23 protein-coding genes are annotated in these 23549 nt (G+C 66.5%); 14 read left to right on the top strand and 9 right to left on the bottom strand.

What is annotated here, in order from left to right; all coding sequences use genetic code 11:
• Positions 1-49 precede the first annotated feature (49 nt).
• Complete coding sequence (locus BBTA_RS01070) at positions 50-856, bottom strand: undecaprenyl-diphosphate phosphatase (protein WP_012040576.1); 807 nt, start codon at positions 854-856, stop codon at positions 50-52.
• 336 nt (positions 857-1192) lie between these two features.
• Between BBTA_RS01070 and BBTA_RS01065 the strand changes: the two genes are divergently transcribed.
• Both BBTA_RS01065 and queG read left to right on the top strand, forming a co-directional pair.
• Positions 1193-1885 carry a glutathione S-transferase family protein gene (locus tag BBTA_RS01065; protein WP_012040575.1) on the top strand — a complete coding sequence of 231 codons (693 nt, stop codon included), beginning with the start codon at positions 1193-1195 and terminating at the stop codon, positions 1883-1885.
• Complete coding sequence (gene queG / locus BBTA_RS01060) at positions 1834-3018, top strand: tRNA epoxyqueuosine(34) reductase QueG (protein ID WP_083780579.1); 1185 nt, start codon at positions 1834-1836, stop codon at positions 3016-3018. Before BBTA_RS01065 ends, queG begins: the two co-directional genes overlap by 52 nt.
• 9 nt (positions 3019-3027) lie before the next feature.
• Here the strand turns inward: queG and BBTA_RS01055 are convergent, their stop codons facing one another.
• On the bottom strand, positions 3028-3813 hold the full coding sequence (locus BBTA_RS01055) for a carboxylesterase (RefSeq protein WP_012040573.1): 786 nt from the start codon (positions 3811-3813) through the stop codon (positions 3028-3030).
• Positions 3814-4138: 325 nt separating this feature from the next.
• On the opposite strand from BBTA_RS01055, the gene infC reads away from it, so the two are divergent.
• Positions 4139-4678 (top strand): translation initiation factor IF-3, encoded by a 540-nt coding sequence (gene infC, locus BBTA_RS01050; RefSeq protein ID WP_085963464.1) that lies wholly within the window; start codon positions 4139-4141, stop codon positions 4676-4678.
• A 91-nt stretch (positions 4679-4769) separates the two neighbouring features.
• Here infC and BBTA_RS01045 read toward each other — a convergent pair whose 3' ends face one another.
• Positions 4770-5141, bottom strand: coding sequence for a hypothetical protein (locus BBTA_RS01045; RefSeq protein WP_012040571.1), 372 nt, complete (start codon positions 5139-5141; stop codon positions 4770-4772).
• 259 nt (positions 5142-5400) lie between these two features.
• Between BBTA_RS01045 and rpmI the strand changes: the two genes are divergently transcribed.
• From rpmI to BBTA_RS01010, 7 genes are all read left to right on the top strand, one after another.
• Positions 5401-5601, top strand: coding sequence for a 50S ribosomal protein L35 (gene rpmI / locus BBTA_RS01040; protein ID WP_008539890.1), 201 nt, complete (start codon positions 5401-5403; stop codon positions 5599-5601).
• Positions 5602-5678: 77 nt separating this feature from the next.
• The gene (gene rplT, locus BBTA_RS01035; protein WP_012040570.1) at positions 5679-6038 is read left to right on the top strand and encodes a 50S ribosomal protein L20; all 360 of its coding nucleotides are present in this window, start codon (positions 5679-5681) and stop codon (positions 6036-6038) included.
• Between the two features lie 142 nt (positions 6039-6180).
• Positions 6181-7263 (top strand): phenylalanine--tRNA ligase subunit alpha, encoded by a 1083-nt coding sequence (pheS, locus tag BBTA_RS01030; protein ID WP_012040569.1) that lies wholly within the window; start codon positions 6181-6183, stop codon positions 7261-7263.
• Positions 7264-7361: 98 nt separating this feature from the next.
• A complete protein-coding gene (locus BBTA_RS01025) occupies positions 7362-7781 on the top strand; it encodes an endonuclease domain-containing protein (protein ID WP_012040568.1) in 420 nt (139 codons plus the stop codon).
• Between the two features lie 18 nt (positions 7782-7799).
• Positions 7800-10208 (top strand): phenylalanine--tRNA ligase subunit beta, encoded by a 2409-nt coding sequence (gene pheT, locus BBTA_RS01020; RefSeq protein ID WP_012040567.1) that lies wholly within the window; start codon positions 7800-7802, stop codon positions 10206-10208.
• Entirely contained in the window at positions 10205-10981 is a 777-nt protein-coding gene (locus tag BBTA_RS01015; protein ID WP_012040566.1) for a sulfite exporter TauE/SafE family protein, read from the top strand. Before pheT ends, BBTA_RS01015 begins: the two co-directional genes overlap by 4 nt.
• Before the next feature lie 33 nt (positions 10982-11014).
• Entirely contained in the window at positions 11015-11959 is a 945-nt protein-coding gene (locus BBTA_RS01010) for an MBL fold metallo-hydrolase (RefSeq protein ID WP_012040565.1), read from the top strand.
• A 123-nt stretch (positions 11960-12082) separates the two neighbouring features.
• Here BBTA_RS01010 and BBTA_RS01005 read toward each other — a convergent pair whose 3' ends face one another.
• A complete protein-coding gene (locus tag BBTA_RS01005) occupies positions 12083-13492 on the bottom strand; it encodes an FAD-dependent oxidoreductase (protein WP_012040564.1) in 1410 nt (469 codons plus the stop codon).
• 191 nt (positions 13493-13683) lie between these two features.
• Here BBTA_RS01005 and BBTA_RS01000 point away from each other — a divergent pair, with 191 nt between their 5' ends.
• Positions 13684-14664 carry a YiiX/YebB-like N1pC/P60 family cysteine hydrolase gene (locus tag BBTA_RS01000; protein ID WP_012040563.1) on the top strand — a complete coding sequence of 327 codons (981 nt, stop codon included), beginning with the start codon at positions 13684-13686 and terminating at the stop codon, positions 14662-14664.
• Between the two features lie 12 nt (positions 14665-14676).
• Here the strand turns inward: BBTA_RS01000 and BBTA_RS00995 are convergent, their stop codons facing one another.
• Positions 14677-14952, bottom strand: coding sequence for a metal-sensitive transcriptional regulator (locus BBTA_RS00995; protein ID WP_012040562.1), 276 nt, complete (start codon positions 14950-14952; stop codon positions 14677-14679).
• A 46-nt stretch (positions 14953-14998) separates the two neighbouring features.
• On the opposite strand from BBTA_RS00995, the gene BBTA_RS00990 reads away from it, so the two are divergent.
• Together BBTA_RS00990 and BBTA_RS00985 are read left to right on the top strand one after the other, a co-directional pair.
• The gene (locus BBTA_RS00990) at positions 14999-17689 is read left to right on the top strand and encodes a heavy metal translocating P-type ATPase (RefSeq protein ID WP_371260182.1); all 2691 of its coding nucleotides are present in this window, start codon (positions 14999-15001) and stop codon (positions 17687-17689) included.
• Between the two features lie 205 nt (positions 17690-17894).
• On the top strand, positions 17895-18647 hold the full coding sequence (locus tag BBTA_RS00985; protein ID WP_012040560.1) for a sulfate transporter family protein: 753 nt from the start codon (positions 17895-17897) through the stop codon (positions 18645-18647).
• On the opposite strand, the gene BBTA_RS00980 is transcribed toward BBTA_RS00985, so the two are convergent.
• The 4 genes from BBTA_RS00980 to nth all read right to left on the bottom strand — a co-directional run bounded on the left by BBTA_RS00980 (position 18585) and on the right by nth (position 22791).
• Complete coding sequence (locus BBTA_RS00980; protein ID WP_012040559.1) at positions 18585-20204, bottom strand: DHA2 family efflux MFS transporter permease subunit; 1620 nt, start codon at positions 20202-20204, stop codon at positions 18585-18587. The two genes, BBTA_RS00985 and BBTA_RS00980, sit on opposite strands and share 63 nt — an antisense overlap.
• Positions 20201-20707, bottom strand: a complete 507-nt coding sequence (locus BBTA_RS00975; protein ID WP_041750247.1) for an isoprenylcysteine carboxyl methyltransferase family protein — start codon at positions 20705-20707, stop codon at positions 20201-20203. Before BBTA_RS00975 ends, BBTA_RS00980 begins: the two co-directional genes overlap by 4 nt.
• Positions 20704-21756, bottom strand: a complete 1053-nt coding sequence (locus tag BBTA_RS00970; protein ID WP_012040557.1) for a type III polyketide synthase — start codon at positions 21754-21756, stop codon at positions 20704-20706. Before BBTA_RS00970 ends, BBTA_RS00975 begins: the two co-directional genes overlap by 4 nt.
• Before the next feature lie 210 nt (positions 21757-21966).
• A complete protein-coding gene (nth, locus tag BBTA_RS00965) occupies positions 21967-22791 on the bottom strand; it encodes an endonuclease III (protein ID WP_012040556.1) in 825 nt (274 codons plus the stop codon).
• Positions 22792-22813: 22 nt separating this feature from the next.
• Here nth and BBTA_RS00960 point away from each other — a divergent pair, with 22 nt between their 5' ends.
• The gene (locus tag BBTA_RS00960; RefSeq protein ID WP_041750246.1) at positions 22814-23347 is read left to right on the top strand and encodes a DUF2244 domain-containing protein; all 534 of its coding nucleotides are present in this window, start codon (positions 22814-22816) and stop codon (positions 23345-23347) included.
• Positions 23348-23549: the final 202 nt, after the last annotated feature.

Genomic DNA, 23549 nt, shown 5'->3' with positions numbered 1-23549 from the left:
ATTGCTTCGTCGCTTCGCTCCTCGCAATGACGAGCGGTGAAAGCCGGACCTACTTGCCGAGCGCCAGCGCGATCAGGCCCAAAGTACCGACGATGACGCGCCACCAGGCAAACAGCACGAAGCCGTGGCGGGTGACGTAGCCGAGGAAGGCCTTCACCACGATCATCGCGGTGATGAAGGACACGACGAAGCCGATCGCGACCAGGCCGAGATGGTCGGACGTCATCTCGGCGCGGCTCTTGTAGAAGTCGTAGACGAAGGCGCCGACCATGGTCGGGATCGCCAGGAAGAAGGAGAATTCCGCGGCCGAGCGCTTGTCGCCGCCGAGCAGCATCGCGGCCACGATGGTCGCGCCAGAGCGCGACACGCCGGGGATCATCGCCAGGCACTGCGCCACGCCGATCCAGAGATACATCAGCAGCGGATAGCGCGTGGCGTCGTGCTCCCTTGGCTTCAGATCGATCTGGTCGACCCACAGCAGGATGGCGCCGCCGACGATCAGCGAGAAGCAGACGACCCAGGGATCGAACAGGAGCGCCTTGATGTATTTGCCGGCGATGAGGCCGATGATCACGGCGGGCAGGAAGGCGATCAGCACGCCGATGATGAAGCGACGGTCGTCAGCGTTCGACAGCGCGCCGATGGCGACGCGCGACAGCTTGAAGAAGTACAGCGCAACGATCGCGAGGATGGCGCCGAGCTGGATCAGGATCGCGAAGCTCTTCCAGAAGCCGTCCTCGCCGAGGCCGAAGAAGCGTTCCGCCAGCAACAGATGGCCTGTCGACGATACGGGAAGAAATTCGGTGACGCCCTCGATAATCCCGAGAAGCACCGCCCGCAGCGTATCTGACATCATTGATCCGATCCATGATTGCCGGCAAAACGCCGCCCTTCTCGCCTATTCGGCCGCGGCCCGCAATTGCAAAAAGCGGGCATCGCCGGCCCGGAGCAATGAACCGGAGCGCGGTCGGGCATACGAATCAGCACGGACCGCATCGCCGGTCCGCGGTCAGCGGCATGAGTTTTCGCGCATGCCGGCCCGCCGCCCTACTCCTTACACTTTCGCCGACCATGCGCTAATGGTCCGATTCGCAACGGCAAATCTGCGCCGGTCCTGCGGCCGATCTTCGAAGTGCGGTCGTTGGTTGATCGTTCGTTAAGCGCTGTGGCGGCACCATCGTCGAAAGGCTCCATGTACACGCTCTTCCACCACCCCTTCTGCCCGCATTCGCGCTTCGTCCGGCTGGTGCTCGGCGAATACGGGCTCGATCTGCGCCTGGTGGAAGAACGCGCCTGGGAACGCCGCGAGGCGTTCCTGGTGCTCAATCCAGCGGGAACGACGCCGGTGCTGTCGGTCGAGGGCCAGCCGGCGGTGCCGGGCGTCGGTGTGATCGCCGAGTTCCTCGACGAGACCTGCGGGCCCGACATGGGCGACCGAAGGTTGATGCCGACCTCGCCTGCGGAGCGCATCGAGGTGCGCCGGCTGATGGACTGGTTCAACACCAAATTCTTCGAGGAGGCCTCGAACCTTCTGGTGACCGAACGCATCTATAAGCGCTTCATGAGCGAGGAGGATGGCGGCGGGCCGCCGTCGACCGACGTGATTCGCGCCGCCAAGACCAATGTGCGCTATCATCTCGCTTATATCGGCTGGCTGGCGCAGCGGCGCAATTTCCTGGCGGGCGACCGCCTGACCTATGCCGACCTCGCCGCCGCCGCGCATTTGTCGGCGATCGACTATCTGGGCGACGTGCCATGGATCGAGGACGACGCAGCGAAGGCGTGGTACGCGCGGGTCAAGTCGCGGCCGTCGTTCCGGCCGCTGCTGAGCGATTGGCTGGCGGGCGTGCCGGCGTCGCGGACCTATGTGGATCTCGACTTCTGAGCCGTGACGCGCCCCAACCGGAGATGCTGAGGGCGGCGCTGGCCGGCGAGGCACAACGGCTGGGGTTCGATGCGATCGGCATTACCGCGCCGGTCGTGAACGCCGAGCGCGCCGCCGCGTTCGAGCGCTTCATCGCATCGGGCCAGCACGGCGACATGGACTGGCTCGCCCGCGAGCCGTCCCGCCGCACCGATCCGCGGACGCTGTGGAGCGAGGTCCGCAGCGTCGTGATGCTCGGCGTCAATTACGGCCCGGACGACGACCCGTGCACGATCCTGGCCGAGCGCAGCCGCGCCGCGATCTCGGTCTATGCGCGCGGCGACGACTATCACGACGTCATCAAGAAGAACCTGAAGGCCTTGGCGCGCTGGCTGGTCGCGCAGGCCGGCTGCGACGTGAAAGTGTTCGTCGACACGGCGGCGGTCATGGAGAAGCCGCTGGCCGAATCCGCGGGCCTCGGCTGGCAGGGCAAGCACACCAATCTGGTGTCGCGCGGCTTCGGCTCCTGGCTGTTCCTCGGCGCCATCTACACCACGCTGACACTGCCGGCGGATGCACCGGAGCATGACCATTGCGGCTCGTGCCGCGCCTGCCTCGACAGCTGTCCGACGGCGGCCTTCCCGGCGCCCTACAGCCTCGATGCGCGGCGCTGCATCTCGTATCTGACGATCGAGAACAAGGGGCCGATCCCGCGCGAGTTCCGCAACGCCATGGGCAACCGCATCTATGGCTGCGACGATTGCCTCGCCGCCTGCCCGTGGAACAAGTTCGCCCAGGCGGGGCGCGAGGCGAAGCTGGCCGCCCGCGACGCGCTGCGCGCGCCCTCCCTTGCGGAGCTGGCGGCGCTCGACGACGCCGCGTTCCGTGCGCTGTTCACGAAATCCCCGATCAAGCGCATCGGCCGCGACCGCTTTTTGCGCAACGTGCTGATCGCGATCGGCAATTCCGGTGATGCGGCGCTGACGCCGGCCGTCGAGCGACTGACGGCAGACCCGACCCCCCTGGTGCGCGGCGCTGCGGCCTGGGCGCTGGCACAATTGCTCGACGCGGACGCGTACGCGCGGCGTGCGGCCACCGCGCTGGCCTGCGAGAGCGACGACAGCGTCCGCGCGGAGTGGCGAACGCCGTGCTGAGCCCGACGCTCAGCCGATCTCGCCGACCGCCGCCAGCATGCGCGCGATGTCCTGCGGCCGCGACAGCCGGTGATCGCCATCCTGGATCATCGTCAGCACCACATCCTCGGCGGGCAGCCGGTGGGCCAGCGCGAACGCGTGCTGCCACGGCACATCCGGATCCTGCGCGCCCTGCAGGATGCGCACCGGACAGCCGACCGTGATGGCGCCGCCGAGCAGCAGATGGTTGCGGCCGTCCTCGATCAGCACCTTGGTGATCGGATAGGGCTCGCCATATTCGGAGGGACGCATCCAGACACCGTTGGCCTCGATCTCCCGGCGGATCTCGGCGGAGAAGCCCTTCCACATCAGCTCCTCGGTGAAGTCGGGCGCCGGCGCGATCAGCACCAGACCTGCGAGCGTCGCCTCGGCCGGCTGCCTCAGCAGTTCGCGCGCGAGCAGCAGCGCCATCCAGCCGCCCATCGACGAGCCGATCACCACCTGCGGCCCCCTGCAGAATTGGCGGAACACCGCGACGCTCTCCTCCAGCCAGCGGCTGATGGTGCCGTCGACGAAGCGTCCGCCCGATTCGCCATGGCCGGAATAGTCGAACCGGACACAGGCGCGGCCGCGCTCGGCCGCCCAGGCGTCAAGCGCCAGCGCCTTGGTGCCCTTCATGTCGGAATTGAAGCCGCCAAGCCAGAACAGCCCGGGCGGATGGCCGGTCCTGGCGCGCACCGCGATCTGGCGCGATTGCTCGCCGGCGCCGACGGCGATGAAAGCGGGGAGATCGGCAGATTCGACAGCGTGGTTCATGGATCGTTACTCGATGATGGACGTTGTGTGGGCGAACCGGCCGTGTCCGTCAATCGCTCGACCGGCCGCTGCCGCTTGCGAAAGCGCCGCCCACACTCTATGTCCGCGGGCGGAACCAGCATGGCCGGCAGCACGCCTATGAGCGCTCGTCCTGGCCAGATGGTCTCCTTGGGGGATTACGCCGTCGCGCTGACATCCTGCGCGTGCGACGCAAGTGCCGCGATGGCCGGGCGGAATTTCGACGCACCGGGCACGCGCGAGCTTGCCCGCAAAGGCATATTCCTTCAAACTAGCCGCCTTCTTCCACAACCTTGGAGAACTACCCATTCGCCGCCCCAATCGAGCCCCGCCCGCTGCCGTCAAAGACGGGCCGCGTACCAATGATGAGATTCGCAATGCGCAGATCCAGCTGATCGACGCCGAAGGCACCAACCGTGGTGTCGTCGAGACCGTGGTCGCCATCAAGATGGCCGCCGAAGCCGGCATGGATCTGGTCGAGATTTCGCCGAACAACTCGCCGCCGGTCTGCAAGATCATGGACTACGGCAAGTACAAATATTCGGCGCAGAAGAAGGCCGCCGAGGCCCGCAAGAAGCAGAAGGTCGTCGAGATCAAGGAGATCAAGCTCCGTCCGATGATCGATGACCACGACTACGACGTGAAGATGCGGGCGATGCAGCGCTTCTTCGAAGAGGGCGACAAGGTCAAGATCACGCTGCGCTATCGCGGCCGCGAAATGGCGCACCAGGAGATCGGCACCAAGCTGCTCGACAAGGTGAAATCCGACGTGGCGGCGTTCGCCAAGGTCGAGCAGGACGCCAAGTTCGAGGGCCGTCAGGTCGTCATGGTTCTGGCCCCGCGCTAGCGCGCAGGGACCAACGCTTCAAACCGGGCCCGCCACGCGTTGGCGGGCTTTTCTTTTGATGGCACCTCTTTTGCCGGGTGCTGGCCCCTGATCAGGACCGCGTCGCCTGCCACCGCCCGCTGCAAGTCCCGGCCGAACCTTTGCCGCTCCAGCGGCCGAAGCCGGACGTCGCGCCCAGCCGCCCGTTACCGCTGGCCGAGGAGCCGCCCTGGGAGACCCGCACCGTGACCGCGCCGCCGCGTCCGACGGAGCCGGTGATGTTCGCAGAGCCGGTCGAGAGCACCCGGCCGCCGCTGATCTGGATGGGGAAGCTGTAGCCCTGGTCGCAATTGCCGGCCTCGGTGATGATCAGGACGGTCCAGGGGCCGTCGAAGCCGGCGGCGTGGGCAGGGAGCGGATGCAGGAGCGCGAGGCCGGCGGTGAGGACGGCGGCGATAGCAGCGGACGGGATGACGCGGGCCATGGGCGAACCTCGGCTTGAAATGGGCTGACCATGGGTCGGAATAGCTGATTCCCTGGTTCGACGTTGCCAAGAGCCTTTGTCTCTGGCATAAGCGCGGCCTTCGTCGCCCGGCTGATCAAGGGCTGCCGTGGCGATGTCCCTGTGCGGGTGGGTCCGGGTTTGGATCCGAAACCTGAGCACAACCAACGCTCTAACGAGCATTTTCGCCAGATGGCGCCGCTTTCGCGGGCGGCTTGCCGTTGGCATGAAGGAGAGCCAAATGCCCAAGCTGAAGACCAAATCCGGCGCCAAAAAGCGCTTCAAGGTGACTGCCACCGGCAAAGTGATGCACGCCCAGCGCGGCAAGCGCCACGGCATGATCAAGCGGACGAAGAAGCAGATCCGGCAGCTGCGCGGCACCCGCGTGCTGTTCAAGACCGACGGCGACAACGTCAAGAAGTACTTCTTGCCGAACGCCTGACCGGCCTCTCGCTTCCGAAACCCTGGCCGCCTCAAAGCCGCGGCTGATCGTCATCTCTGAATCCAAGGATTTCCGGCATGTCTCGCGTCAAACGCGGTGTGACCGCCCACGCCAAGCACAAGAAAGTCTTCAAGGCCGCCAAGGGCTATTACGGCCGCCGCAAGAACACGATCCGCACCGCCAAGCAGGCCGTCGAGAAGGCTGGCCAGTATGCGTTCCGCGATCGCAAGCGCAAGAAGCGCACTTTCCGCGCGCTCTGGATCCAGCGCCTGAACGCCGCCGTGCGTCCGTTCGAGCTCACCTACAGCCGATTTATCGACGGCCTGTCCAAGTCTGGCATCACCGTCGACCGCAAGGTGCTGTCGGATCTCGCGATCAACGAGCCCGCCGCGTTCCAGGCGATCGTTGAGAAGGCCAAGGCGGCGCTCGCCGCCTGATCGCCTCCGCATCGTGAGAACTGAAGAAGCGGCCGATGCTCTCGGCCGCTTTTTGCTATCCGGCGACATCAATCCTTCGCTTGACCCCTGTCGCCGGCGCGGCGACAACCCAGCCGCCTTTTGTTCCGCGGAGATTTTGCCCGTGTCCGACCTCGCTTCGCTCGAAACCTCGATCCTCGACCAGATCGCCGCCGCCGGCGATGAAGCCGCGCTGGAAGCCGTCCGCGTCGCAGCCCTCGGCAAGAAGGGCTCGATCTCGGCGCTGCTGGCGACCCTCGGCAAGATGTCGCCGGACGAACGCAAGACCCAGGGCGCGGCGATCAACCTCGCCAAGGACAAGGTCACGCAGGCGCTGGCCGCGCGGCGCGACGTCCTCAAGGCCGCCGCGCTCGACGCCCGTCTCGCCGCCGAGACCATCGACGTCACCCTGCCGCTGCAGGATTCGCCGGCCGAGACCGGCCGCATCCATCCGCTCAGCCAGGTGATGGACGAACTGACCACGATCTTCGCCGATATGGGCTTCTCGATCGCGGAAGGTCCCGACGTCGAGACCGACGACTACAACTTCACCAAGCTGAACTTCCCGGAAGGCCATCCCGCGCGCGAGATGCATGACACGTTCTTCTTCAATCCGAAGCCGGACGGCTCGCGCATGCTGCTGCGGACCCACACCTCGCCGGTGCAGGTGCGCACCATGCTGACCCAGAAGCCGCCGATCCGCGTCATCTGCCCGGGCCGCACCTACCGCATCGATTCCGACGCGACCCACACGCCGCAATTCCACCAGGTCGAGGGCCTCGTCATCGACAAGGGCTCGCATCTCGGTCACCTCAAATGGATCCTGCACGAGTTCTGCAAGGCGTTCTTCGAGGTCGACCACATCAACATGAAGTTCCGGCCGTCGTTCTTCCCGTTCACCGAGCCGTCGCTCGAGGTCGACATCCAGTGCCGCCGCGACAAGGGCGAGATCCGCTTCGGCGAGGGCGAGGACTGGCTGGAGATTCTCGGCTGCGGCATGGTGCATCCGAACGTGCTGCGCGCCTGCGGCATCGATCCCGACGAGTATCAAGGCTTCGCTTGGGGCATGGGCATCGACCGCATCGCGATGCTGAAATACGGCATGAGCGACCTGCGCCAGCTGTTCGAAGGCGACGTCCGCTGGCTGTCGCACTACGGCTTCAAGCCGCTGGAGGTGCCGACCCTGGCGGGAGGATTGAGCACGTGAGCGTTGCCGGCCTCGCTGTCTCCCAGCAGACGCTGGGACTCCCTCTCCCGCTTGCGGGGGAGGGCTGGGGTGGGGGTCTCTCCGCACGGGAGGTGTCGATGGACGACGACAAGCCTACCTGGAAAGTCTCTCAGAAACTTCGATCGAACGCTCGAGCACTCCGCCAGAACTCGACCGATGCCGAACAGATCCTATGGTCGGAGCTGCGCGGCCATCGCCTGCTGGGCGCAGGCTTTCGCCGCCAAGCCCCGGTCGACCGCTACATCGTCGACTTCGTCTGCCACGCCGCACGTCTCGTGATCGAGCTCGATGGCGGACAGCATTTCTCGACGGAAGGCGAGCAGCGCGACGCTGCACGCTCAGCTGTCATCGAAGCCAAGGGATTTCACATCCTGCGCTTTGCCAACAACGACGTGCTGGCCAATCGCGCCGGCGTTCTTGAAACCATTGCCGCTGCCGTTGCGGCGAGAGCCCCCACCCTGACCCTCCCCCGCAAGCGGGGGAGGGAACAGGACTGACTTCGCAGGAACACCGCCATGAAATTCACGCTGTCCTGGCTGAAGGACCATCTCGATACCGACGAGTCGGTCGAGACGCTCGCCAACAAGCTCACGATGATCGGCCTCGAGGTCGAGCATCTCGAGGACAAGGCCAAGCTGCTCGCGCCGTATAAAATCGCGCGCGTCGTCTCCGCCGAGCAGCATCCGAACGCGGACCGCTTACGCGTCTGCATGGTCGACACCGGCGACGGTGGCGCGCCGGTGCAGGTGGTCTGCGGTGCGCCGAATGCGCGCGCGGGTCTGATCTCGGTGTTCTCGCCGCCCGGCACCTACATCCCCGGCAAGAACATCACGCTGTCGGTCGGCACGATCCGTGGCGTCGAGAGCCGCGGCATGCTGTGCTCGGCCGCCGAGCTGCAGATCTCCGACGATCACGACGGCATCATGGAGCTGCCCGCCGATGCGCCGATCGGCAAGCCCTATGCCGAATGGGCCGGGCTGGGCGATCCCCAGTTCGAGATCAATTTGACGCCGAACCGCCAGGACTGCACCGGCGTCCACGGCATCGCGCGCGACCTTGCAGCCGCCGACATGGGCAAGCTCAACGATCCCGCCATCAAGCCGATCAAGGGCGAGTTCCCCTGCCCTGTGAAGGTTGCTGTCGAGGACGAGAGACTGTGTCCCGGCTTCGCGCTGCGGCTGGTGCGCGGCGTCAAGAACGGCCCGTCGCCGGCATGGCTGCAGCAGCGCCTGACCTCGATCGGCCTGCGCCCGATCAACGCGCTGGTCGACATCACCAACTACATGACGTTCGACCGCGCGCGGCCGTTGCACGTGTTCGACGCCAAGAAGGTGAAGGGCAACCTCGTCGTCCGCCGTGCCCGCGACGGCGAGACCCTGCTGGCGCTCGACGGCCGCACCTACACGCTCGACAGTTCGATGTGTGTCATCGCCGATGACGCCGGCGTCGAATCGCTGGCCGGCATCATGGGCGGTGAGGCCTCGGGCTGCGACGAGACCACCACCGACGTGCTGATCGAATCGGCGCTGTGGAACGAGATCAACATCGCCCAGACCGGCCGCAAGCTCGGCATCAATTCCGACGCGCGCTACCGTTTCGAACGGGGTGTCGATCCGGCCTTCATGGTCCCTGGCCTGGAATTGGCGACGAAGCTGGTGCTCGAGCTGTGCGGCGGCACCCCGTCGGAGAACGTCGTCCTGGGCAACCGCTTCGGCGACGATCGCATCATCGACTTCCCGCTGACCGAGGTGAAGCGTCTCGCGGGCATCGAGGTGTCGCTGACCGAGATGCGCCGGATCCTGACCCATCTCGGCTTCGTGGTCGCGGGTGCTGGCCCCGTCGTGAAGGTCGCTGTCCCCTCCTGGCGCAGCGACGTGCACGGCAAGGCCGACATCGTCGAGGAAATCGTGCGCATGGTCGGCGTCGACAAGGTGCCGATGACCCCGTTCGAGCGCGGCGACGCGCCGCGCAAGCCGGTACTGACGCCGCTGCAGCTGCGCACTCGCCGCGCCAAGCGCGCGTTGGCGGCGCGCGGCATGGTCGAGGCCGTGACCTGGTCGTTCATCTCCAAGCCGGCGGCCGAATTGTTCGGCGGCGGCAAGGCGGAGCTTGCGCTCGCCAATCCGATTGCGGCGGATCTCTCCGACATGCGGCCGAGCCTGCTGCCGGGCCTGATCGCGACCGTGCAGGCCAATGCCGATCGCGGCTTCGGCGATGCCGCGATCTTCGAGGTCGGACAGGTGTTCAAGGGCGATCGGCCGGAGGATCAGTTCGTCGCCGCGAGCGGCATCCGCCGCGGCATCGCGTCGTCGAACGGTCTCGGCCGGCATTGGACCGGATCGCAGGCGGCGAACGCGTATGACGCGAAGGCCGACGCGCTCGCCGTGCTGGCGGCGGCCGGCGCGCCGATGGCGTCGCTGCAGATCGTCGCCGGCGGTCCGGCCTGGATGCATCCGGGCCGCTCCGGCACGATCCAGATGGGCCCGCAGAACGTGCTCGGCCATTTCGGCGAGCTGCATCCGCGCGCGCTGGAGGCCTTGAAGGCGGACGGACCTCTCGTCGCCTTCGAGGTCATCCTCGACCGCATTCCGGCCGCCAAGGCCAAACCGACCCGGGCCAAGCCGGTGCTGGAGCTGTCGGCGTTCCAGCCGGTGTCGCGTGACTTCGCCTTCATCGTCGATCGCAAGGTCAAGGCCGGTGACATCGTCCGCGCGGCACAGGGCGTCGACAAAAAGCTGATCACGGACGTCACGGTGTTCGACGTCTATGAGGGCAAGGGCATCGAGGACGGCAAGAAGTCGATCGCGATCGCCGTGACCCTGCAACCGCGCGACAAGACCATGACCGACGAGGAGATCGACGCGGTCGCGGCGAAGATCACTGCAGACGTCGGCAAGAAGACCGGCGGCACATTGCGCGGATGAGCCTGTCCGGGCTCATCCCTGCCGATCTCAGCCTGTTCGCGGCGGTCGCGCTGGCCGTCGTCGCCCTCATCGCAGCGACCGCACGTGGTTTCTCGGGTTTTGGCGCGGCGCTGATCTTCATGCCGCTGGCGAGCAGCTTTGCGACGCCGCGGCTCGTCGCGCCGCTGCTGCTGGTGATCGACTTCGTGTCGATGGCGCCGACGGTGCCAGCGGCCTGGCACGAGGCCGACCGCAGAGCCACTGCAGTGATCGTGGCCGGCGCATTGGTGGGCGTGCCGCTCGGCACGTGGTTTCTCACCCGGCTCGATCCGGTCACCGTGCGCTGGATCATCACCGGCTTCGTCGTGGCGCTGCTCGCGCTGCTGATCTCCGGCTGGCGTTATCGCGGCAAGGACTACGCCGCGCTCTCGGTTGCGGTCGGCGCCGTCTCGGGCTTTTGCAGCGGCGTGGCCCAGACCGGTGGGCCGCCGATCGTCGGCTACTGGCTCGGCCGCCCGATCGCGCCGAAGGTCGCGCGTGCGAATATCGTGCTGTTCTTCGGCGCGTCGGATTGCTTCGCCATGGTCAGCTATGCGGCCAGCGGCCTGATCACCTGGGATTCTCTCAAGCTCTCGCTGTTGATCGGCCCGGTCTATGCGCTCGGCGTGGCGCTGGGCGCCTCGCTGTTCGGCCGCGCCAGCGAGCAAATGTTCCGCGTCATTTGCTACGCGCTGATCGCAATCGCCGTCATCGCCGGCCTGCCGGCTCTCGACGGCGTGCTCGGCCGCGGCTAGCCTCATCGCAACGAGACGAACCGGGAGGATGCCATGATCAATCGCCGCACGATGCTGTCGCTCGCCATGGGTACGGCCGCAGCCATGGCGACGCGCTCCGTCATTGCGCAAGGCGCGAGGACCGGCACCCGCATCGTCTTCCTCGGCACCAAGGGTGGACCACGCGTCGGAATCGGCGCGTCAAATCCGGCCAATCTCGTCGTGGTCAACGGCACGCCGTTCGTGATCGATTGCGGCATGGGCGTCAGCCGCCAGCTCGTCAATGCCGGCGTGCCGATTCCGTCGGTGAAGTACATCCTGATCAGCCACCATCATTCGGATCACAATCTCGAATACGGCAACCTGGTTTACAATGCCTGGGCGGCGGGACTGTCGACCCCGATCCAGTCGTTCGGGCCGAAAGGCCTGGAGGCCATGACCCGGAGCTTCTGGGAGACCAACAAATTTGATGTCGACACCCGCATCGGCGACGAAGGCCGCCCGGATCCGCGGCCGCTGCTGATCGCCAAGGACATCGACGCGGATGGCGTCGTGGTCAAGACGGCCGATGTGACGGTGACCGCTTTCCGTACGCCGCATCCGCCGATCACTGACAATTTCGCCTACAAATTCGAGACGCCTGACGGCACGATCGTGTTCTCCAGCGACACCGCCTACAATCCGAAGCTCGCCGAGTTCGCGAGGGGCGCCGACGTGCTGGTGCACGAGTGCCTCTACGTCCCTGCCGTCGATCGTCTGGTGATCAAGACCAAGAACGGCGCGACCTTGAAGAAGCATCTGCTGGAGAGCCACACGACCACGGAGGACGTCGGACGCATCGCCGCCGCCGCTGGCGTCAAGGCGCTGGTGCTCAGCCATTTCGTTCCCGGCGACGATCCCGAAGTGACCGACGAGGATTGGACGCGCGATGTGAAAAAGAACTACTCCGGCCGCATCGTTGTCGCGAAGGACCTGATGGAGCTGAAACTGCCGGTGTAGGCGTTGAGCAAACAAAATGGTGGCCGGTGAGATCGGCCAGCGACAGGCGCTTCTCCCGCAAGCCGCCAGGGCAGCTTCACGAGAAGCGCGGCCAGTTTGTGAGTCCGTCGCGCCGGTCCGACGTCAATCCTCGGGCGAGGCCGAGCGGAGCTTGCGGCGACGACCGCGCTGGCGTTCGCTCGCCTGGTCCGGCTCCGGCTCCTTCAACGCACCGATCCGGCGCAACGCCGCTTCGGCGGCACGCTCGCCGGAGTCCCAGGCGCCATCGACCGTGCCCCACAGCGTCTCATGCGTGGCCTCGCCGGCGAGAAAAAGCGGACCGAGCGGCTCTGCCAGGATCTTGCGGGCCCCCTGGCTGCCGGGCGCCGCGGCCGACATCGCGCCAAGCACGCCGGGCGCCTGGTTCCAGCGCGTGGCCGCCGTCGACTTCACGGCCGCGGCGGCTTCGCTGCCGAACAGCTTGCCGATCCAGTCCTTGGCGAACGCGGCCATCGCCGCCTCACCCTGAGCTGAAAGGTCACGCCCGAACGCGCCGGCGACGTCGATGGTGCAAAGCGACGACCCGCCGATATTGGCGAGCAACAGGCCGGTCCGGTTCGAATTGCTCTGCTCGATGATCACTTCGTCACGGGAGAGGCCGAGCGGATTTCCCGTGAGCATCAGCGCGATGTGATCCATGCTGCCGAGGCTGAGCTTCGCCGCAGCGTCGAGCTGTCGCTTCGGCAGCTCCGGTGCGAATTTGATCGTGCCGGATGCCAGCACATTGGTCGACACCGTAAGAATGACCGCACGCGTGGCGATGCGGCCCGCCGGTGTTTCCACCGCGACATCGCGGTTGCCCCACACGATGCGCGTCGCCGGCGTCGACAACGACACGGGCAGCGCCTCGCCGAGCTTGCTGACCAATGTCCCGAGGCCCTGGCGACAGGCCAGCGGCGCGCTGCGGTCCTGGGCCCGCGCCTTGTCCATGGCGGAGAGATCAACGAGATCCTTGCCGGTCGCGCTGGCACCGAGAACGAAGGCGGTGGTGTTCGTCCAATCGCCGAGATCCTTCGGCAGCGCCGTGGCGCAGGAGGTGTCGAGCTTGCCGCGCGAGGCCTCGTCGATGGCGCGGTTGGCGCGCACGAGGCCGGCGAGAAACTGCTCGGTCTCGCCGGGCCGCGCATTGCGGCGGCCGACCCGGATCTTCTGGCCGACCGGCGCAGCCACCACGTCGACCCCGACCCCACGCGCGAGCTTGCCGATCGGGTTGCTGTCGGCGTTGAGCAGCCATCGCGCGCCGCGGTCGAACGGTACGCCGAACGTCGCGAGATCCGTGCTGCAGCGGCCACCGATCTGCGAGGACGCCTCGATCAGGACGACCTTGCGGTTGGCCGCGACGATGCGGCGTGCGGCGGCGATGCCGGCGGCGCCGGCTCCGATCACGACAATGTCAGCCTCACGTGGAACGGCAGCAAGTGCGCGGCGGCCGACCAGGGGCAACGCGGCCAGCGCCGTGGAAGCGGAAAGGAAGCCGCGGCGCGTGAAGCTCATGACATGGTTTCCGAAAGCTTGAACGAAATGAATTCACGTCAAGTTTTGCCGTATTCGCCGCGCTGCGGCAACAAGGATGGTAAACTGGCGGTTCTTGGCAACGCTTCGACTATGAACCAAATTGCAACCGCAATCGACCATCATGGACGAAGGGAAGAAGCAGGCGGCCACTCAAGGTCGCGGGGAGCATCATGGGTATCGTGCTCGATCAGATCGGCAAGCTGATTGCCGCCTATCTCCAGAAGGAGATACCGGGTTATGAGCCGTTCACGCCGAGCGATCCGGAGTACCTGCGCAAGGACATGCAGCCCGGCGACGTGCTGCTGGTCGAGGGCAACAGCCGCATCTCCGGCATCATCAAATACCTCACGCAATCGACCTGGTCGCATGCCGCGCTTTATGTCGGCCCCATCGACGGCGCCGTCGAGCCGGACGGCGAGCCCCATGTGCTGGTGGAGGCCTATGTCGGCGACGGCGTGATCTCGGCGCCGCTGTCCAAATATTTCGACTATCACACCCGCCTGTGCCGACCGGTCGGCCTTACTTTCGAGGACCGCCACACGGTCTGCCGCTATGCCATCAACCGCATCGGCTTCGGCTACGACACCAAGAACATCGTCGACCTGATGCGTTACCTCATCCCGTTGCCAATCCCGCAACGCTGGCGGCGGCGCATGATCGCGCTGGGCTCGGGCGACCCGACCAAGATGATCTGCTCGGCGCTGATCGCGCAGGCCTTCGACGCGGTGCGCTATCCGATCCTGCCCAAGATCACGCGGGCGCCCTCCAGGCGGGCGAAGCGCGAGATCCTGCACATCCGCGATTCTTCGCTGTACATGCCGCGCGACTTCGACATCTCGCCCTATTTCGAGATCGTCAAGCCGACCATCGTCAACGGGTTCGACTACACGACGCTCCATTGGGCCGACAAGCAGAAGCCGCTCGCGGAGGTAGCGGGCGAGTTCGCCGTGTTTCCAGGTTCCGTCCAGGCGCCGCCGCTCGTTCCTGAAGCGGCTGACCAAGAAGCGGCGCAGCCGGTTGCGGCTCAGGAAATAGCGGTCGAGAAACTCGGCGAGCGGCTCATCATCAACGAGCATTTTCTCGTCGCCGAGCCAGTGCGAACCATGGCGCCGCGGGCGGCCGCCCGACGGCGCAACAAGGTTGCGGTCTGAGCACGGCAGACCTCAGCGGTCCGATCGGCTGATCACGTCCATCAACTCCGCGATCTTCTGGCGCTGATCCGCCCTGTCACCGGAGGCGATCGCGTGCTCGACGCAGTGGGCAACATGATCGCGCAGGATCTCCTCCTCGACGCGGCGCAACGCCGCGCGCACGGCGGAAATCTGGGTCACGATGTCGATGCAGTAGCGGTTGTCCTCGACCATCTTCGACAGGCCCCTGACCTGCCCTTCGATCCGGCTCAAACGTTTCTGACAGGATGTCTTGATGTCCTCGCGCATGGGCTCTATATACCCCTACAGGGTATAGGTTTCAAGAGGCTGGGTGATGTCGGAAACCGAACACGGGCAAGCTGTCGCAGCAGGTCAATCCGCTGGATGCGGCTGCGGATCGCGCGCAGGAGCGGTCGAAACCAGACACAACGAGACGGCTGCAGAGGCGTGTTGCACCGACCGTGCCGATTCGGCCGCCACGAGCGATGCGGACGGCTGCTGTGGCGGTCATGACCACGCGACGCCCCTCCCCGCAAAGATGAAAGATCCGGTCTGCGGCATGTCGGTTGATCCGGCGACGTCGAAGCACCGCTTCGAGCACCAGGGCCAGACCTTCCATTTCTGCTCGGCCGGCTGCCGCAGCAAATTCGCCGCCGATCCCGCAAAATATCTCGCGCCCGTTGCGGCGGCCGGGTCGTGCTGTGCCGGCCACGATCACCATGCGCATCACCCCGACGCGACCACGGTCATCGACCCCGTCTGCGGCATGAGCGTCGATCCAGCGACCTCGAAGCATCGCTTCGATCATCAGGGCCACGCCTTCCATTTCTGCTCGGCTGGCTGCCGCACCAAATTTTCCGCCGATCCGGTGAAGTATCTGGAGAAGCGCGAGCCGCCGCCGGAGATGCCGGCGGGTACGATCTACACCTGCCCGATGCATCCGGAGATCCGCCAGGAAGGCCCGGGCACCTGCCCGATCTGTGGCATGGCGCTGGAGCCGGATGTCATCAGCCTCGACGATGCGCCCAATCCCGAGCTCGCCGACATGACGAAGCGGTTCTGGATCGGCGCGGTGCTCGCCGCCCCCGTGGTGGTGCTGGAGATGGGCGGACATCTCGTCGGCGGCCACGGCCTGGTCGATCCCGTGCTGTCGAACTGGATCCAGTTCGTGCTGGCGACGCCGGCGGTGCTGTGGGCCGGCTGGCCGTTCTTCGTGCGTGGCTGGCAATCGGTCCGGACTCGCAATCTCAACATGTTCACCCTGATCGCGATGGGAACATCGGTCGCCTATGGCTACAGCGTGATCGCTACGCTGGCGCCGCAGGCCTTCCCGCCGGCGTTCCGCGGTCATGGCGGCGCGGTGCCGGTGTATTTCGAGGCCGCCTCCGTCATCACCATCCTCGTGCTGCTCGGCCAGCTGCTGGAGCTGCGCGCGCGCGAGGCGACCTCCGGCGCGATCAAGGCGCTGCTGCAGCTGGCGCCGAAGACGGCGCGACGGCTCGACGCTGACGGCAACGATCATGAGGTGGAGATCGCAGCGCTCGCGGTCGGCGACCGGCTGCGCGTGCGTCCGGGCGAAAAGGTGCCGGTCGACGGCGTCCTTCTCGAAGGCCGCTCCTCGCTCGATGAGTCGCTGGTGACGGGCGAGTCGATGCCGGTCACCAAGGACGAGGGCGCGCGCGTCATCGCCGGCACGCTGAACCAGACCGGCAGCTTCGTGATGCGTGCCGACAAGGTCGGCCGCGAGACCCTGCTGTCGCAGATCGTGCAGATGGTCGCCGATGCGCAGCGCTCGCGCGCGCCGATCCAGCGCCTCGCCGACCAGGTCGCGGGCTGGTTCGTGCCGACCGTGATCGCGGCGGCCATCGCGGCGTTCGTCGCGTGGTACGCCTTCGGTCCCGAGCCGCGCTTCGCCTTCGGTCTCGTCGCCGCCGTCAGCGTTCTGATCATCGCCTGCCCCTGCGCGCTTGGCCTCGCCACACCGATGTCGATCATGGTCGGCGTCGGCCGCGGCGCCCAGGCCGGCGTGCTGATCAAGAGCGCCGAGGCGCTGGAGCGCATGGAGAAGGTCGACACGCTGGTCGTCGACAAGACCGGCACGCTGACCGAGGGCAAGCCGAAGGTGACGTCGATCGTCACCGCTGATGGCATTGACGAGACAGGCGCGCTGCGCCTCGCCGCCAGCGTCGAGCGCGCCAGCGAGCATCCGCTCGCCGAGGCGATCGTCCGTCATGCCGCCGAGCGCAACGTCAAGCTGGCCGAAGTGAAGAACTTCGACGCACCGACCGGCAAGGGCGCGCGCGGCGATATCGACGGCAAGGCAGTCGTGCTCGGCAACGCGACCTATCTGGCCTCGCTCGGCATCATCACCGATACGCTCGGCGTCGAGAGCAAGCGGCTGCGCAGCGAGGGCGCCACCGTGATCACGATGGCCGTCGACGGCAAGCCGGTCGCGCTGTTCGCGATCGCCGATCCGGTGAAGGCCTCGACGCCCGACGCGCTGAAGGCGCTGGCCGCCGACGGCATCAAGGTGATCATGCTGACCGGCGACAACCGCACGACGGCCACTGCGGTCGCGCGAAAAATCGGCATCACCGAGGTCGAGGCCGAGGTGCTGCCCGAGCAAAAGAGCGCCGTCGTGGCGCGCCTGCGCGCCAGCGGCAAGGTGGTGGCGATGGCCGGTGACGGCGTCAACGATGCACCGGCGCTGGCCGCGGCCGATGTCGGTATTGCCATGGGCACCGGCACCGACGTGGCGATGGAGAGCGCCGGCATCACGCTGCTGCAGGGTGATCTCGGCGGTATCGCGCGGGCGCGCAAACTGTCGGCGGCTGTCATGCGCAACATCCGCCAGAACCTGTTCTTCGCCTTCATCTACAACGCCGCGGGCATTCCGATCGCCGCCGGCATCCTCTACCCCGTGTTCGGCATCCTGCTGTCGCCGATCATCGCCGCAGCCGCCATGTCGCTGTCGTCGGTGAGCGTGGTCGGCAACGCGCTGCGGCTGCGGGCAACGAAGCTCTGAGGCGACGGACAGCCTATCCTCCGTCCTCGCGAGCGCGGCAGCGAAGCAATCCAGAGTCCCGCCCAACACCGTGGATTGCTTCGCTGCGCTCACAATGACGAAGGAAACAGTTGAGGCGCATCTGCGCACGGTGGGGAGGACGGGCTTGCCGAAGCCCGCTTGCATGTCTACCTCTCTCGCGTGTCTGACAGAGAGGTCCGCCGCCATGATCGATGCCGCCGTCAAGGCGATTTCGCAGATTCTGTCGCCGCCGATGCGCTCGATCCTATGGCGCTCGATCGGGCTGGCGCTGGTGCTGGTCACGGTGCTGGCGATCGGGCTGCAGCGGCTGTTGAGCTGGCTCGCCACCGCCGGCGAGGGCTGGGCCGAATCGATGCTCGGCCCGAATTCCCATGGCACGCTGGAGGTGCTGACCTGGATCATCTCGATCGCGGCCGGCTTCGGCGTCGTGTTCGGCGGCATCATGCTGATGCCCGCGATCACCTCGCTGATCGCCAGCCTCTTTGTCGACGACGTTGCCGATCTGGTCGAGCGCGAGCACTATCCGGCCGAGCGGCCCGGCGTCGCGCTGCCGTTCGGCGTCGCCATCATTGAAGGCCTGAAGGCGGCGGGACTCACCATCCTGGTCTATCTGGTCGCCCTGCCCTTCGTGTTCCTGGCCGGCGCCGGCTTCGTGATCTTCTTCCTCGCCACCGCCTGGCTGCTCGGCCGCGAATATTTCGAGCTCGCCGCGATGCGCTTCCGCCCGCCGGCGGAGGCCAAGGCGATGCGGCGCGACAATGCGGTCACCGTATTCACCGCCGGCCTGATCATCGCGGCCTTTGTGACGATCCCGATCGTGAACCTGGCGACGCCGCTGTTCGGCATGGCCTTCATGGTCCACCTGCACAAGCGCCTATCCGGACCGCGGCCCGAGCTGATCGAGCCGTCGTCGGAGCGCCGGCTGCGCAGCCTCTAGGGCCAGCCGCCGCGGCGATGGGCTCTCGGTCCTGTTGCGGGCAAAAGGAATGAGAATGAAGCCGAGCAGCGCAACGCCGGCAAGCAGCGCCCAGGCCTCGTTGACGCATAGCGCCAGCGACGCCTTCTCCACCAGCGGCCGGACATAGGCGATCGCGGCTTCCTCGGACACGCCGCGCGGCCGGTTGCGCAACAGCTCCGGGGCCAATCCGATCGCCTTGGCGGCCGCGGTGTCGCCAGCCATCAGCCGGTCGCGGAATGCCTGGGCATGCAGCCCGACGCGGCCGTAGATGATCGTGTCGATCAGAGCGATGCCGATCGCGCCGCCGAGATTGCGCATCAGGTTGAACAGGCCGCTGGCGTCGGCGACCTCGGCCTGCGGCAGATCGCCGAGCGCGATCCGCGTCGGCGGCAACAGACAGAACATGATGCCGACACCGCGCACCACCTGCGGCCAGAACATTTCCTGATAGTCCGCACTGGCCGGCTGGAACGCGCTAGCGGCAAGGCCGGCGCTGAACAGCGCGAAGCCGAACGAGGTCAGCAGCCGGGCATCGACCTTGCCGTCCAGCGCTGTCACCAGCGGCGCTGCGATCAGTTGCGCCACCCCAGTCACCAGCATGATCTTGCCGATCTCGAACGCATCGTGCTGGCGCACGAAGGCGAGGAACACCGGCATCAGATAGACCGAGCCGAACAGGCCGATGCCGAGACAGAAGCTCGACACGCAGCCGAGCGTGAACGAGCGGCGCTGAAAGCTGCCGAGCCGCAGGATCGGATGCGGCGAAGCCAGCAGCCGCTGGATCAGCAGAGTCAGGCAGGATCCGCTCAGCACCAGCAGCGCGATGCAGTTCGACGAGAGCCAGCCGCCCTTGGGGGCCTCCTTCAGGCCGAGTTCGAGGCTCGCCAGCGACACCGCGAGCAGCATCAGCGCCAGCAGGTCGAGCTTGTCGAGCTCGATGAGATTCATCCGCTGCTTCGGCAGCAGGCTCGGCGTCATCAGCGCAGCGATGATGCCCGGCACGATGTTGATCAGGAACAGCCAGGGCCACGACCAGGTGTTGGTGATGAAGCCGCCGACGACGGGGCCGATGGTCGGCGCGAGCACGGCAACCACGCCGCCGATCGTGGTTGCGACCGCGTGCAGCCGCGCCGGAAACAGCAGGAACACCGCCGAGAACACCACGGGGATCAACAGGCCGCCGAAGAAGCCCTGCAGCACGCGGAACGCCAGCAGCATGTGGAAGCTGCCGCTCATCGCGCAGCCGAGCGAGGCCGCCGTGAAGATGCTGACGGCGCCGACGAATAGCCAACGCAGGCTGAAGACGCGGGTGAGCAGGCCGGTCAGCGGAATGGCGATGATCTCGGCGATCAGATACGCGGTTTGGACCCAGCTCATGGCGTCCGGCGTGATGCCGAGCGCTTCCTGGATCGTCGGCAGTGACGTCGCCACCACCTGGATGTCCAGGATCGCCATGAACATGCCGACGCACATCAGGATGAAGCCGAGCCAAGTGGCGAGGCCTGGCGTCTCCTGCGGCGTCGCCGGTGCGCTCATGCGGTCTGGCTGCGGCTGATGCCCGACAGCGCCTCCGATTCGGCGCGGATCCGGATGACGAGGACGGCCGCATTCAGGCCGGAGAAGATCAGCGCGATCAGCGGCAGGTGCAGCGCCAGCGGCAGCAAGGCGATTTCCGCGGCGACCACCAGATAGTTCGGATGGGAGATGTAGCGGTAGGGTCCATCCGTCACCAGCGGCGCGCCGGGCAGGATGATGATGCGGGTGGTCCAGCGCGGGCCGAGCGTCGCCAGCACCCACCAGCGCAGCCCCTGCAGCAGCACGAAGCCTGACAGCAGCCAGGGATCAACCTCCTGGTCGGTGCCGAGCAGCCACAGCGACACCAGCCAGGCCGCATGCATCGTGATCATCAATGGATAATGATCCGCGCCGACCTCGACCGCGCCCATGGCACGGAGCCGGCGTGTGTTGTGGCGGGCGAGCACGAGCTCGCCGAGCCGTTGCATCGTGACGAGCGCAAGGATGAAGGCTGCAAAGGTCATGCGGCGTGCCTCAGTGAAACGCAGCTTGCGGTGAAGCCAGGTCCGAGCGCCGTCAGCACCGAGCGCGGCGGCAGCCCGCGGGCGCGGGCACGCTCCAGTACGAACAGCACCGTTGGCGCCGACATGTTGCCGTAGTCGGCGATGATTTCGCGTTCATGATCCAGCGTGCCCTGGCCGAGCGACAGCGCGCGCTCCAGCGCCGTGATCACCTTGGCGCCGCCAGGATGACAGACGAAGCGATCGACGTCCGACGAAGCGAGCTTCATGCCGCCGAGGATCTCGTTGACCGCAGGACCCATATTCTCGGTGACGAAGTCCGGAATGGTGCGCTGGAAGATCACGCCGAAGCCTTCCGGATCGACGCTCCAGCCCATGATATCGAGCGTCTCCGGCCACAGCTTCTCGCCGGTCGCCTCGACCCTGATAGCGCCGCCATCGCCGGCGCGCAGGATCGCGGCCGCGGCGCCATCTCCGAAAAGGCTGAGCGCGACGATGTTGGCTTTCGTCAGCTCGTCGTGGCGCACCGCGAGGGTGCACAATTCGAAGGTCACAAACAGCACGTTGGTGCCGGGCCGCGCCTGCGCCAGCCGGGCCGCGATCGACAGGCCCGACACGCCGCCGGCGCAGCCGAGCCCGAACACCGGCACGCGCGACACGTCGGAGCGGAAGCCCATGCGGCCGGCGACGCGCGCCTCCAGCGTCGGCGTGGCGATGCCGGTCGAGCTCACGCTGACGATGGTGTCGATCTCGTCCGCCTTGAGATCGGCCTGCGCCAGCGCCTTGGTCGTCGCGTCGATGAACAGCGCCTCGGCGCCTTGGAGATAGGCTTCCGTGCGCTCCGGCCAGCCGCGCCGCTCCATGTACCATTCGATCGGCTTGACGCCGTAGCGCTGGCGGATGCCGGTGTTGGCGAACAGGCTCGCCATCGTCTCGAACTGCGGGAAGCGCGGCGACAGCACCACGCGCGCCGCCTCTGTCACCTCGTTCTGGCGAAACTGATGCGGCGGCACCGCGGTCGCAAGCGACATGAGGGCGGCGGTATGGTCCATGCGTCTGATCCTTCCCACGTCCCGGCGCAGCAAAAGTCCGAGAACGCGAGAATCCTCACGCGCCACTCACATCGCCCGGATAACGGGTTTCATCTTATGTCCAATGCGGGCGCCGATGTGGCCCGGCCATGGTGAGACGGCGTCGCCGCGTGACGCAATAGTGACTGTCAAACGCGTTCTCGCGTGCAACCGTTCGTCACGTACAACGTATCAGGCGGTCTTCTCCGGCCAGCGGCACAGGTCCTTGATCAGGCACAACTCGCAGCGCGGCTTGCGCGCCAGACACGTGTAGCGGCCGTGCAGGATCAACCAGTGATGAGCATGCAGCATGAACTCCGCCGGGATCACCTTCTCCAGCCCGAGCTCGACCTCGAGCGGGGTCTTGCCGGGCGCAAGCCCCGTGCGGTTGCCGACGCGGAACACATGGGTGTCGACCGCCATCGTGTGCTCGCCGAACGCCATGTTGAGCACGACATTCGCGGTCTTGCGTCCGGCGCCGGGCAGCGACTCCAATTCAGCGCGCGTGCGTGGCACCTCGCCGCCGAACTCGCTGATCAGCTTCTGCGACAGCGCGATCACGTTCTTGGCCTTGGTGCGGTAGAGGCCGATGGTCTTGATGTAGTCGCGCAACTGCTCCTCGCCGAGCGCGATCATCTTCTGCGGCGTGTCGGCGACCGCGAAGAGCGGCCGCGTCGCCTTGTTGACGCCAGCATCGGTGGCCTGCGCCGAGAGCACCACCGCGACCAGCAAGGTATAGGGGTTGAGATGCTCGAGCTCGCCTTTCGGCTCCGGGTTGGATGCCGCGAAGCGGCTGAAGGCCTCACGGATCTCGGCGGGAGTCCAGGGTTTGGCCGCCTTCAACGCTTTCTTCACCGCGCGGGCAGGGGTCTTCGGCACGGTCTTCGCGTTCGCCGCCGTCTTCGGAGCCTTGGCGGCCGTCTTCGGAGCTGTCTTGGGCGCGGCTTTCGCGGCCTTTTTGGCGGGGCTGCGAACCGGTGCCGGCTTGGCGCGTTGGGGGCGGGTGATTTTGGCCATGATCCGGGTATACTGAGGCCCCATGATGCCAAGCAATGCTTTTGCGTCTCAGGAGACCGGCACCGACGCCGCGGATCAGGAGCTGTTCGCGGCACGGCTGACGCCGCACCGGTCGCTGAACCGCACCGGCTTCGTGGTGCTGATGGTCGTGGTCTGCGCGATCAGCTTCATCGGCGGCATCGCCTCGCTGCTGATGGGCGCCTGGCCGGTGTTCGGCTTTTTCGGGCTGGACGCGTTGGCGATCTACTGGGCCTTCAAGGTCAATTTCCGCCGCGCCCGCGCCTATGAGGAGGTCTCGATCACCCTGACCGAGCTGCGCCTGCGGCGGGTGAGCCACAAGGGCCACGTCATGGAATGGCGCTTCAACCCGCTCTGGGTGCGGCTCGACCAGGTCAGCCACGAGGAGTTCGGCATCGAGAACCTCTACCTCGTCGCCCGCGGCCAGCGCGTGGCGATCGCGAGCTTCCTCGGCCCGGAGGAAAAGGCGAGCTTTGCGAAGGCTCTCACCGCCGGCTTGCAGGCCGCGAAACGGGGGCCGGTGTATAATCCGCTGTAGAAGATATTGTTTCGAGGGAACGAGCACACAGCCCCGAGCTCCGTTCACCTCTCCCCGGCGGGGAGAGGTCGGCGCGCAGCGCCGGATGAGGGGGCCTATCCACCCGATCACTCCACGTGAGCCTCTCACCCGGTCCGCGAGAGGTGGACGGAGATCGCTGCGCCTGCGGGGGCCGACCGCTTCCACCTATGGCCCCCGGATC

This window comes from Bradyrhizobium sp. BTAi1 (assembly GCF_000015165.1).
Taxonomy (GTDB): domain Bacteria; phylum Pseudomonadota; class Alphaproteobacteria; order Rhizobiales; family Xanthobacteraceae; genus Bradyrhizobium; species Bradyrhizobium denitrificans.
Note: the sequence above shows the minus strand (reverse complement) of the source record. Positions and strands in the feature narration are given on the sequence as shown.

Excerpts from the sequence above, each read along its gene's own strand:
- BBTA_RS01070 (WP_012040576.1), bottom strand. The coding sequence starts at position 856 with ATGATGTCAGATACGCTGCGGGCGGTGCTTCTCGGGATTATCGAGGGC.
- BBTA_RS01025 (WP_012040568.1), top strand. The coding sequence starts at position 7,362 with ATGGACGACGACAAGCCTACCTGGAAAGTCTCTCAGAAACTTCGATCG.
- rpmI (WP_008539890.1), top strand. The coding sequence starts at position 5,401 with ATGCCCAAGCTGAAGACCAAATCCGGCGCCAAAAAGCGCTTCAAGGTG.
- BBTA_RS00985 (WP_012040560.1), top strand. The coding sequence starts at position 17,895 with ATGATCGATGCCGCCGTCAAGGCGATTTCGCAGATTCTGTCGCCGCCG.
- BBTA_RS00980 (WP_012040559.1), bottom strand. The coding sequence starts at position 20,204 with ATGAGCGCACCGGCGACGCCGCAGGAGACGCCAGGCCTCGCCACTTGG.
- BBTA_RS00995 (WP_012040562.1), bottom strand. The coding sequence starts at position 14,952 with ATGCGCGAGGACATCAAGACATCCTGTCAGAAACGTTTGAGCCGGATC.
- BBTA_RS00975 (WP_041750247.1), bottom strand. The coding sequence starts at position 20,707 with ATGACCTTTGCAGCCTTCATCCTTGCGCTCGTCACGATGCAACGGCTC.
- pheT (WP_012040567.1), top strand. The coding sequence starts at position 7,800 with ATGAAATTCACGCTGTCCTGGCTGAAGGACCATCTCGATACCGACGAG.
- BBTA_RS01045 (WP_012040571.1), bottom strand. The coding sequence starts at position 5,141 with ATGGCCCGCGTCATCCCGTCCGCTGCTATCGCCGCCGTCCTCACCGCC.
- BBTA_RS00990 (WP_371260182.1), top strand. The coding sequence starts at position 14,999 with ATGTCGGAAACCGAACACGGGCAAGCTGTCGCAGCAGGTCAATCCGCT.
- BBTA_RS01015 (WP_012040566.1), top strand. The coding sequence starts at position 10,205 with ATGAGCCTGTCCGGGCTCATCCCTGCCGATCTCAGCCTGTTCGCGGCG.
- BBTA_RS01000 (WP_012040563.1), top strand. The coding sequence starts at position 13,684 with ATGGGTATCGTGCTCGATCAGATCGGCAAGCTGATTGCCGCCTATCTC.
- BBTA_RS01055 (WP_012040573.1), bottom strand. The coding sequence starts at position 3,813 with ATGAACCACGCTGTCGAATCTGCCGATCTCCCCGCTTTCATCGCCGTC.
- BBTA_RS01005 (WP_012040564.1), bottom strand. The coding sequence starts at position 13,492 with ATGAGCTTCACGCGCCGCGGCTTCCTTTCCGCTTCCACGGCGCTGGCC.
- BBTA_RS00970 (WP_012040557.1), bottom strand. The coding sequence starts at position 21,756 with ATGGACCATACCGCCGCCCTCATGTCGCTTGCGACCGCGGTGCCGCCG.
- nth (WP_012040556.1), bottom strand. The coding sequence starts at position 22,791 with ATGGCCAAAATCACCCGCCCCCAACGCGCCAAGCCGGCACCGGTTCGC.
- BBTA_RS00960 (WP_041750246.1), top strand. The coding sequence starts at position 22,814 with ATGATGCCAAGCAATGCTTTTGCGTCTCAGGAGACCGGCACCGACGCC.
- BBTA_RS01010 (WP_012040565.1), top strand. The coding sequence starts at position 11,015 with ATGATCAATCGCCGCACGATGCTGTCGCTCGCCATGGGTACGGCCGCA.
- rplT (WP_012040570.1), top strand. The coding sequence starts at position 5,679 with ATGTCTCGCGTCAAACGCGGTGTGACCGCCCACGCCAAGCACAAGAAA.
- BBTA_RS01065 (WP_012040575.1), top strand. The coding sequence starts at position 1,193 with ATGTACACGCTCTTCCACCACCCCTTCTGCCCGCATTCGCGCTTCGTC.